10 protein-coding genes and 1 pseudogene are annotated in these 9,467 nt (G+C 38.1%); 3 read left to right on the forward strand and 8 right to left on the reverse strand.

Annotated features, from left to right (window positions below):
- Positions 1-10 precede the first annotated feature (10 nt).
- Both fliQ and J5F42_RS07765 read left to right on the forward strand, forming a co-directional pair.
- On the forward strand, positions 11-277 hold the full coding sequence (gene fliQ, locus J5F42_RS07760) for a flagellar biosynthesis protein FliQ (RefSeq protein ID WP_000445741.1): 267 nt from the start codon (positions 11-13) through the stop codon (positions 275-277).
- A gap of 3 nt (positions 278-280) precedes the next feature.
- Entirely contained in the window at positions 281-1,060 is a 780-nt protein-coding gene (locus tag J5F42_RS07765) for a UDP-N-acetylmuramate dehydrogenase (protein WP_283491340.1), read from the forward strand.
- 73 nt (positions 1,061-1,133) lie between these two features.
- Here J5F42_RS07765 and J5F42_RS07770 read toward each other — a convergent pair whose 3' ends face one another.
- The 5 genes from J5F42_RS07770 to rsfS are packed head-to-tail and all read right to left on the reverse strand — an operon-like array spanning position 1,134 to position 5,151.
- Entirely contained in the window at positions 1,134-1,973 is an 840-nt protein-coding gene (locus J5F42_RS07770; RefSeq protein WP_283491341.1) for a phosphoethanolamine transferase, read from the reverse strand.
- Positions 1,955-2,791, reverse strand: a complete 837-nt coding sequence (locus tag J5F42_RS07775) for a sulfatase-like hydrolase/transferase (RefSeq protein ID WP_283491342.1) — start codon at positions 2,789-2,791, stop codon at positions 1,955-1,957. The genes J5F42_RS07770 and J5F42_RS07775 overlap by 19 nt, the downstream gene beginning before the upstream one ends.
- Before the next feature lie 9 nt (positions 2,792-2,800).
- Positions 2,801-3,904 (reverse strand): glycosyltransferase family 8 protein, encoded by a 1,104-nt coding sequence (locus J5F42_RS07780; RefSeq protein ID WP_283491343.1) that lies wholly within the window; start codon positions 3,902-3,904, stop codon positions 2,801-2,803.
- 4 nt (positions 3,905-3,908) lie between these two features.
- Positions 3,909-4,802: a tRNA (adenosine(37)-N6)-dimethylallyltransferase MiaA gene (gene miaA, locus J5F42_RS07785; protein WP_097699824.1), complete on the reverse strand. Its 894-nt coding sequence runs from the start codon at positions 4,800-4,802 to the stop codon at positions 3,909-3,911.
- A gap of 7 nt (positions 4,803-4,809) precedes the next feature.
- Positions 4,810-5,151, reverse strand: a complete 342-nt coding sequence (gene rsfS / locus J5F42_RS07790) for a ribosome silencing factor (protein ID WP_001076133.1) — start codon at positions 5,149-5,151, stop codon at positions 4,810-4,812.
- Between the two features lie 59 nt (positions 5,152-5,210).
- Between rsfS and queF the strand changes: the two genes are divergently transcribed.
- The gene (queF, locus tag J5F42_RS07795) at positions 5,211-5,657 is read left to right on the forward strand and encodes a preQ(1) synthase (protein WP_000187116.1); all 447 of its coding nucleotides are present in this window, start codon (positions 5,211-5,213) and stop codon (positions 5,655-5,657) included.
- Positions 5,658-5,772: 115 nt separating this feature from the next.
- Here the strand turns inward: queF and J5F42_RS07800 are convergent.
- From J5F42_RS07800 to J5F42_RS07810, 3 genes and pseudogenes are all read right to left on the reverse strand, one after another.
- Positions 5,773-6,681: pseudogene (locus J5F42_RS07800) on the reverse strand (hypothetical protein).
- Positions 6,682-6,831: 150 nt separating this feature from the next.
- Entirely contained in the window at positions 6,832-8,667 is a 1,836-nt protein-coding gene (locus J5F42_RS07805; protein WP_283491344.1) for a DUF262 domain-containing protein, read from the reverse strand.
- On the reverse strand, positions 8,667-9,149 hold the full coding sequence (locus tag J5F42_RS07810; RefSeq protein ID WP_097699822.1) for a hypothetical protein: 483 nt from the start codon (positions 9,147-9,149) through the stop codon (positions 8,667-8,669). Before J5F42_RS07810 ends, J5F42_RS07805 begins: the two co-directional genes overlap by 1 nt.
- Positions 9,150-9,467 lie beyond the last annotated feature (318 nt).

The raw sequence follows: 9,467 nt of genomic DNA on the forward strand, positions 1-9,467 counted from the left end.
AAGGAATATCATGGAATCACAGCTCATGAAACTCGCCATTGAGACTTATAAAATCACTTTGATGATTTCTTTACCGGTATTACTAGCGGGCTTAGTGGTGGGGCTATTAGTCAGTATTTTTCAAGCGACCACTCAAATCAATGAAATGACTTTGTCTTTTGTGCCTAAGATTTTAGCCGTGATTGGGGTGCTGATTTTAACCATGCCGTGGATGACTAACATGCTTTTAGACTACACCAAAACCTTAATCAAGCTCATTCCTAAAATTATAGGCTAGCAAATGCTAGAAAAAACCATTGATTTTTCTCGTTACAGCAGCGTGAAAATCGGCACGCCTTTAAAAGTGAGCGTTTTAGAGAACGATAATGAAATTTCTCAAGAACACCAGATCATAGGCCTAGCGAACAACCTTTTAATCGCTCCTAGCGCGAAAAATCTCGCCCTTTTAGGCCTAAACTACGATTATATTTGCGATCAAGGCGAATGCGTTGAAATAGGAGGAGCGGCCAACTCGTCTAAAATTTTTAATTATTTTAGAGCGAATGATTTAGGGGGTTTGGAGTTTTTAGGGCAATTGCCTGGCACTTTAGGGGCATTAGTTAAAATGAATGCCGGCATGAAAGAATTTGAAATCAAAAACGTTTTAGAAAGCGCTTGCATTAATGGCGAATGGCTAGGGAGTGAAGCTTTGGGGTTAGATTATCGCAGCAGCAAATTCAATGGCGTTGTTTTAAGGGCTAGGTTTAAAAAAACGCATGGTTTTAGACAAGAAGTTTTAAAAGCGTGTCAAAGCATGCGAAAAAGCCACCCCAAATTGCCTAATTTTGGGAGCTGTTTCAAAAACCCGCCTAACGATCATGCGGGCAGGCTTTTAGAGGGCGTGGGCTTAAGGGGTTATTGTCTAAAAAGGGTGGGCTTTGCCAAAGAGCATGCGAATTTTTTGGTGAATTTGGGGGGTGCAGGATTTGAAGAAGCCCTAGATCTGATAGAACTCGCTAAAACTAGAGTGTTACAAGAATACGGCATTCATTTAGAAGAAGAAGTGAAGATTTTAAGGTAGGGTTGAAAAGCTTTATGTGGAATCAAGCTTATCCCTATTGATGAGAACAGAGCCTTATTATTATTTAGTCCTATCATGATCCAAACCCCCAACGACAAGTAATCCTTTTTCTTTGGGCGTCAAATTGGGGGCTAAAAAGGTTTTTACTCTCTATTTCATCTTTAGTGCGAATGCCCACCAAAGGCAAAAGAGAATGGATTAAATCATCGCTCATGAAAGGTTTGTTTAAAGCGTTTTTAATCAATTTGACTTTCTTGGGGTGTTTTTCTTTAAAAATACCGCTCACATAAATCATAAAAGGGATTTCTAATCCCGCTTTAGAACAGCTATGCCCATAAGTGGAGCCGCTTTCAAAAATATCTTGTGCATGGTCGCTCAAATAAAACACAATAGCGTCTTTATCTTTAAAGAGGTTAAAAATCCCATTCAAAACAAAGTCGTTATAATAAAGCGAATTGACATAATCGGCAACGATTTGTTTGTCTCTATCATTGCTCACATGCAAATTAGAAAAAGACAAATCGCTTGGTTTGAATTTGGCAAAGCTTTTAGGGAAACGATCGGCATACCAAGAATGAGATCTAATCAAATGGAGCACGATAAAATTCTTGTTTTTTAATTGGGATGGGATATTTTTAGAATAAAATTTCACCAGCTCTTCATCGTATGCGCCATAGTTTCCCAAAATATAGTAGCGGTTTTTAGAACGATTAGAGACTAGATTTTGTGTGATCCCCCATTCATCGACGATTTGTTTTTCTAACCAAAAAGTTTCATAATGGGATCGCTTGAAAATGTCTATCATGTTGCGGTAATGATACCAAGGCTTATTCGTTTCAGCATCGCTATAATTGAGCAGGCTTTCAAAGACATCAGAAGTGCTACCTTCTTTGCTTATCGTGTCAGAAAACACGAACAGGTTGTTACTCTTTCTCTCTCTCTCTCGTTGGCAAGTTGGCTCAATAGGGGGTTATTAGGAATGCTATAGCCATAGAGTTGCATGAAATTTCTGCTCGCGCTTTCGCCGATGACTAAGACAACATTTTTAACATCGCCCGTGCTAGAAAGATAATCGCTTGGTAAATAAAGGTTATTTAAAAAGCTATAAAATTTTATGGCTTGTTGGCGATCAAACAAGCTCAAATAGGCGGAATAAAACCCCCTAGTTAAAGAAAGAGAAAAGAGTGATCTTTTTAAAATCGCATCGTTCTTTGTAAGGTGTTTAACGTTACGAACGCTCCCTATTGTAAGGATAGAAAGCCCTAAAACGCCCGCTATCACACCAGGCACAAGCGCTCTAAAGCGAATGATTTTAATGGTGATTAACAAAGCGATCAAAATCAAAGCGTAGTAAAGCAAATAGTTTTTATAGCTTTTTATAAACGCCATCGTTTCAGAGCTGTTTGTGGCTAAAAGCGTGTCAATCAAGCCTTTGGAAAAAGGCATTTTAAACATAAAGAGCGTAAAAATTTCAGCCACGCTAAAAATAATACCGCTTCCTATAAACAACCATTCTAATGAATATCGCAAGCGTTTTTTAGGGATTAGTGCGCAACCATAATACACCACAAACCCGATTAAAAAAGCGCCTAAAAAGCCTCTATAGAAAGAAAATAGATCGCTATTTTTGTAAGCGTTAGAAAGAGCGTTACAAAGAAAGAATATTAAAAATTTTTCATCTAGAGTTACGCTACTGGCAAAGAATTTTAAAAACTTCAATAATTTTTCCATGAATGTCCTTTAAGAGAGTTTGAAAACTTTTTTCAAAATATTTTTTATCCTAAAATAAAAATAATCCCTAATCGTTTTTGATCGGATGTGGGTTTTAAAAGATTGCATTTGTTGGTCTTTAGCCATTTCAAGGCGTTCTTTAAAAAAATCGTTTTTAAAAGGGGTGCAAAAAAGGTTAGCGAGCCAAAAACTCGCTTCAGCTTCATAGCAAATCAAACGCCCATTCAAAGAACTCACAGAACGCCACGGCTTGTGTTTGATGAAATGGAGCATGACGATGTTTTTAGGGTAGTGTTCTTTGAAAGAATCAGAATAGCAATTATAATAAATAGGCAATTCTAAAACGCGCTCTAAAAACACCATATTGATTAAACACTGCTCAGGGTAGAAAAGATCTTTCCCCCTAGTTTTCAAAAACTCTAAAGCGATCTTTTCAAACCCATTTTCGCGCCACAAATCTAAATTCGCTACCAAAAAGCCCATGTTAAAGCCCTGATGGATGCGTTTTAATTCGTTTTGGCTAAAGCGTGAAAAATCAATCTTAAAATTCTTACAAGTGTGCTCAATAAAATGACAAAAAGCTTCAAAAGAAAGGTGGGAAAAAGTGTCTCTCACCATGCCAAGCAATTTAGTGGGGTCGTTATCCAGTGCAAAATAAGCGCTTGCAACATCGCCTAAAAACACCGTATCCACATCTATGGAAATGATTTTAGAATAATTAGGGAAGAGCGAAGCGAGCAAAAGCCGGCACAAAACAAGAAGCCCACCATAACGCTTGGAGCAAGACTCATTGAGATAGCTTTCTATGGAATGATCTAGCGAATTGATATGGATAAACTCTAATGAAGCGAATTTTTTAAAAGGCTCAAGGGTTTTTAAAAGCTTGTTTTGCTGCTCTAAAGTAACCCCTTTAATCAAACAATGGATTTTATACACGATGTTAGTGCCTAAAAGTTTGTTGTTTTGATTTAAGGGGCTAAAATCTACCATGCTTGTGTGTCTGCTCGCATGGGAGAGTAAAGAATAGAGGCTCACTCCTGCCCCTAGCGCGTAATTCTTATCAAAACTCATAAAAATAGGGATAATTTGACTTTGCGGAGTTTGCGTATCCATTAGATTATCCTTTAATAGCGCTTTTTGAGTGGTTTAAAATCGCATGCCTAACTTCTTTAGCGCTACCCATATAAAGGTTATTGAATTGGGTTTTATTGAAAGTGTTTTGGCGCTTGGCTAATTTGATGGTGTTAGAGATGATCGTTTCTTCTAGCTCCTTTAAAGTGAGTTGTTTTTCTAAAAAAAGAACGCTCTCTTTAACGCCTATGGCTTTAAAAGGCTGCGAATTTTTAGGGTATTTGGCATAAAGGGCTTTGATTTCTTCTATAAGCCCTGAATGGAGCATGTTCTTGGTGCGCTGTTTGATGTTGTTTGCAAGCGCGTTTTTTTCAATAGACAGAGCGAATAACGAGATGGCATGCTCAAAGGGTTTTTTAGGGTTAGCCTTAAAATACTCGCTTGGGGGCGTGTGGGTGGCATAAAAGATTTCTAAAGCCTTGCGGATGCGGTAGGTGTCGTTTGGATGGATTTTAAAAGCCATGTTAGGGTCAATGGATTTTAAAAACATGTAAGGGTTAGCTAGGGCACTGATTTCTCGCTCTATTTTTACAACCTCTTCATTGCTCAGTTTTGGCGTATCGCTCAAGCCTTCTAAAATGGATTTGAGGTAAAAACTGCTCCCTCCTACAATGAGTAAAATTTCTTTAGAAGACATTCTCATGGCGTCCTCTAAAAGGGTTTTAAAGAGCTGGGCGTTATTTTTTTCATCAATGTTAAGGTGATCTAGGGCGTAATGCTTGATATTTTTTCGTTCTTTCAGGCTCGGTTTAGCCGAAGCGATGTTAATGTCTTTATAAATACTCAAAGAATCCAAAGAAAAGATTTCAGCGTCCAATTCTTGGGCTAATTCAATGGAAAGAGCGCTTTTCCCGCTCCCGCTAGGCCCTAGAAGCGCGATGAGTTTCTTAGGCGTTTTGATAAGGAATCTCCCTTTTATAAGCGTTCAAAAACCCTTCTAAGTCAAATTTTTTACGGCATTCTTCGGTGAAAAGATGGATCATCAAATCCCCCAAATCCAAAATGATCCACTCTTCATTAGACTCATCTATCTGGTAAAAGACTTCGCCTAAAGGCTTAAGGGTGTTTTTAAGCGCGTCTAGTAAAGAAAGGGCATGCTTATTCGCTAGCGTGGTAGCGATAATGACATCTTCTACTAAATAGGGGGTTTTAGACAAATCAATATGCGTGATATCAAAAGCCTTTTTTTCATCTAATAAAGCCGTAATCATTTCTATGCGTTGGTTCATGAGTTTCCTAAAAAATGGGTTAAAATAGCCTTATTATAACTTAAATCAAGGAAAGATTAATGACCCCTGAACTAAACCTCAAATCCTTAGGTGCTAAAACGCCCTATATTTTTGAATACAACAGCCAGCTATTAGAAGCTTTCCCTAACCCAAACCCCAATTTAGACCCCCTAATCACGCTAGAATGCAAGGAATTTACAAGCCTTTGCCCCATCACTTCCCAGCCAGATTTTGGCGTGATTTTTATCCGCTACATCCCTAAAGATAAAATGGTAGAAAGCAAGTCTCTAAAACTCTATTTATTCAGTTACAGAAACCATGGGAGTTTCCATGAGAGCTGCATCAATACGATCTTATTAGATTTAGTCCAATTGCTAGAGCCAAAGTATTTGGAAGTGTATGGGGATTTTGCCTCTAGGGGTGGGATTGCGATCAAACCCTTTGTGAATTATGCGATCAAAGAATACCAGGAATTTAAAGAAAAACGCCTTTTGAATGCGAAATAACGCACAAAGATAGGGTTTTAAGATTAAAGCCCTTCCAAATTAAATGGACAGGTTAGAGGGAGAATGAAAAGAGCAAGAAAAGATTAAAAAAAGAGAGCCACCCCACATGGGGGGGTTAGTTTTCTAAATTTTCAGCATCCTCTTTATCTAGGTTATCAATATACTCATCAACCTCCTCCGCATTAGCCAAACCGATATAATCATAAACGTCTTTTAACAAATTCTCGGTAAGTCCCGCACATGAGAGATTATACTTATTGATACCGCCATCGCATAAGAGTTGAGCGATAAACAACGCCTCGTTTTTGTTTTTAGGTAAAGTCGTAGCCCAAAAACCATTAGGCGAAAAATCATTAAACTCCGCATCAAATTCCTCACGACCCTCCGCATACGATTTAATCACGCCACAGAATAAAGTAGTCGCAACTCTGTCCATATAATCAAAAGTGTCGTAAAAACAATTTTCCACATTACGATTTTCTAGCATTTTAGCCCACTCAAGGTCGCTATGCTTATTCAAGCCCTCCGCACACGATAAAGCGGTAAGAATGATAGCAGACGCTTGATGTCCTTTTCATTGATAAAACATAGGGGTTAATAACGCACCAATCCTACTTTTTCTATCAGTAAGGAAATAGTCTTTAGCTACCACCGAGAAACTAGTCTCGCTTTTTTCCTCAAAACCGAAAGAGAGTTTAAACCTGTCCTCTTTTTCTTTAGGCTCTTTAGCAGTTGAAGTCCTTTCTTTAACACTTGGTCCGCTAGTTACCACTTTAACGCCATCTAAAATGTCCGCTTTATCGTTTTTAGCGTGAAGTCTCATATGCTCGGTCAATGGAACTTTATTGAACCACTTTAAGAACTTGTCGCTATTGAAAGCGTAAGTGGCTTCGTTGCCTTTTTCGCTCCTTAAGGTTACACGATTGAACCCAATGCTAATGACTTTAGCCTCCACCACTTTGTTATTGATCGTGGCTTTAACTAACGCGCCTACTTTTAATTTATTTTCATTTTGAAAACCCATAAAATACTCCTTGGTAAAATTTATTTTAAAATCCGCTATAATCGGTCGTTCAATGTTTTTTAATGTTTTTATCTTTTTGGCATGGCTTGTTCCTCCTTGTTGGGGTGTGAAGCGCTTTTCAAACGCCCCCCTTATTTTTGAGTGATCGCTTCATTTGATCTCTTTCAAAAGAGCGTTTTTAAAAGCTTTAATGGCGTTTTCGCCCACTAATTCAACGATACGATAACGCGCGATCAAAAAGTCTAATAATTTTTCGCTCCTTTCTTGAATTTCTATAAGCCCAAAAGAAGCGTTTTTAGCCACTTCTTTTTCACTATAAGAGCCTTTCAGGTATGCCTTTCTTTTTTCCTCAAAAGGCTTGTTGCTTAAAGAGCTGTTAGCGTTTTTAGGGATTAAGAGCAAGTTCCCTAAAGCATGCACGATATGGGGGTTTTTAGCCCAACTTTTTTCTTTAGCGCTATAGCCTTGATCGGGATTTTGGGGCAGGATATGCTCAATGCTTTCTATACTGCCATCAAATTTCAAAGTCGTTTCAGGGTTGTGGTATAGCTCGTATTCATAAAGCAAGTAATTCAGTGCCTTGCTCCACTGATACCACTTCTCAGTATTCTTTTTGGAATGGATACTCTCTTCAAGCAATTCCAAACCACTATGCTCTCTCTTGAAAAAATACTTTTCTAGCGTTGGAAGATTCTCAATGGCGATATTTTCTTCCCCATATCTATACGCTTGGAACGCTATAAAAGCTGATTCAATCCACTCATTTTTAGCCGTATTCTTCTTGCCAGCAACCCCATAGACTAAAAACCCGAAACGCTCTAAATATTCTAACAAGCCCTCTAATTCTTTGGTGGTGTAAGGTTGTTTGTTAGCGTGTTTCCCTTCAAGCTGTATGGTCAAAAGAGAGAGCAATAAGGGCAGAAAAGCGTTATCGCTCAAAGCGTTTAAGCGCCACATCTTGTCTAACAAGCTACGCATTTTAGGCGTGATTTCCATCTCAAGCTTTCTATTGTCATCAAAAATAAGGGTGATAGCCTTTTCATCAGGCGTGTGCAAGAAATGCCAAACTTTAGAAGAATAAGAAAGATAAAATAACAACTCGTCTATTTTGTCATATTCATCGCTAAAGGGTGTGTTATGGGTATATCTTTTATGAGCGTTAAACTCCATTTCCAATAACCTTTCTTTAAACTTGTTGCTGTTCTCGCCATAATAATACGCCACGAAATGCTTTAAAAACCTCTCTAAATCATCATCTTTAAATTGCCTCAAATCGTAATAAATGATCGTGTAGGTTTTATTGATTTCTTGTTGAAGCGTTTCTAATTTTTGTCCATTACAAATCTTATGCGCCACAAAATGCAAGCGGTTTTTTAACAATTCCAGAGTGGATAGATCCTTGCCACGATTGTTGATCGTTTCAAAAGAGCTGAACGGATCGATTCGGTTATCGTTCAATTCCACCACACTAAAAAGCATTTTCTTTATAAGGGCATCAAACATTTTTTCAAGCGTTTCCATAGGCGTATCGCTGATTTTTTCTTTAAAGAATGCATGAGCGTCAATCAAATTTTTAGCGTAAAAAGAAGTTTGAAACCTTTCTAAATCTCTTTCTTCTTCAATGATCGCTCTAAAAGCTTCACTCAAACCATAATACTTATAGGATAAAATGGGTTCAAGGTTGATTGAATAATACTTTGGGTCTTTGTTTTGGGTAATCTTGGCTAAAAGACCCAGTAAAATCAGGCTTGTAGCCAATCGTTGCTGGCCGTCTATGATTTCAAAAGCGCTGCTTTCAAGCTCATTTTCAAGCCCTCTTAAGGTTAAACTGTGCATGTAATGGAATTTGTCTCCCAGCTTAGAGACATGCTCTAAATCGTTCCAAAAATCCTTCAATTGCCTTATTTGCCATGCATACCCCCTTTGATAGCTGGGGATTTCAAACACGCCTTTTTCAATCACGCCGTCTAAAGTCAACAATTCCATTAAAATCCTTTCATAGGTTTATGGGTAAAAACCCATAACCCTTCATTTTTTCGCTCAATCAATTTTGGTTGTCTAAGTCTTGTGCTGTGCGTGAAATGCCAAGTGTTTTTATTGACCAATTCTTCGTATTCCTGGCTCCCTTTTTGAGCGCAAACGCCCTCAACCTTTAACGCCCCCTCTTCATCAGTCCCGATAGTGTCATGGTCAATCTTTAGGGCAAAAACGCTCCGTTGGACTTCAGCCCCTCTAGTCGTTGAATCCTCATTCACAATACCAATGATGTAATCCGCTTTACGCATGAGTTCAAAATGCTTGTGCTGAGCCGCTTTGTCTCGTCGTGAGCGGAAATAATTTAAAGTGCATTCATCGCACCATTCTTTAAAATCCTCATTTCCTGGAATAGTTCCCTTATACGCGCCTGAAACCATGCACAACAACAAATTGTATTTTTCATGCGCTTTTAAATCTTCTAACTGAGCCATTATCTTCTCCTTGTATTGAATTTAACTCTGTAAGCCCCACTGATTGAAAAATGGGGCTTATCGAATCAAATGGTTGAAAAATGCGGCATGGGTTAATGCAAGGGGGAATAAAAGAGAGAATGATAAAAAGTAAAAGATTTTTAAGCGGATTTTTGTAAAAGGGATAAAAGTATGGTAGCGTTGCTTGATTGCTTGATTGCTTGAATGAATGAATGAATGATTGATTGAATGCTTGAATGATTGAATGATTGAATGATTGAATGATTGAATGATTGAATGATTGAATGATTGAATGATTGAATGATTGAATGATTGAAT

The organism is Helicobacter pylori, from assembly GCF_030062585.1.
GTDB classification, from domain to species: Bacteria; Campylobacterota; Campylobacteria; order Campylobacterales; family Helicobacteraceae; genus Helicobacter; species Helicobacter pylori_CN.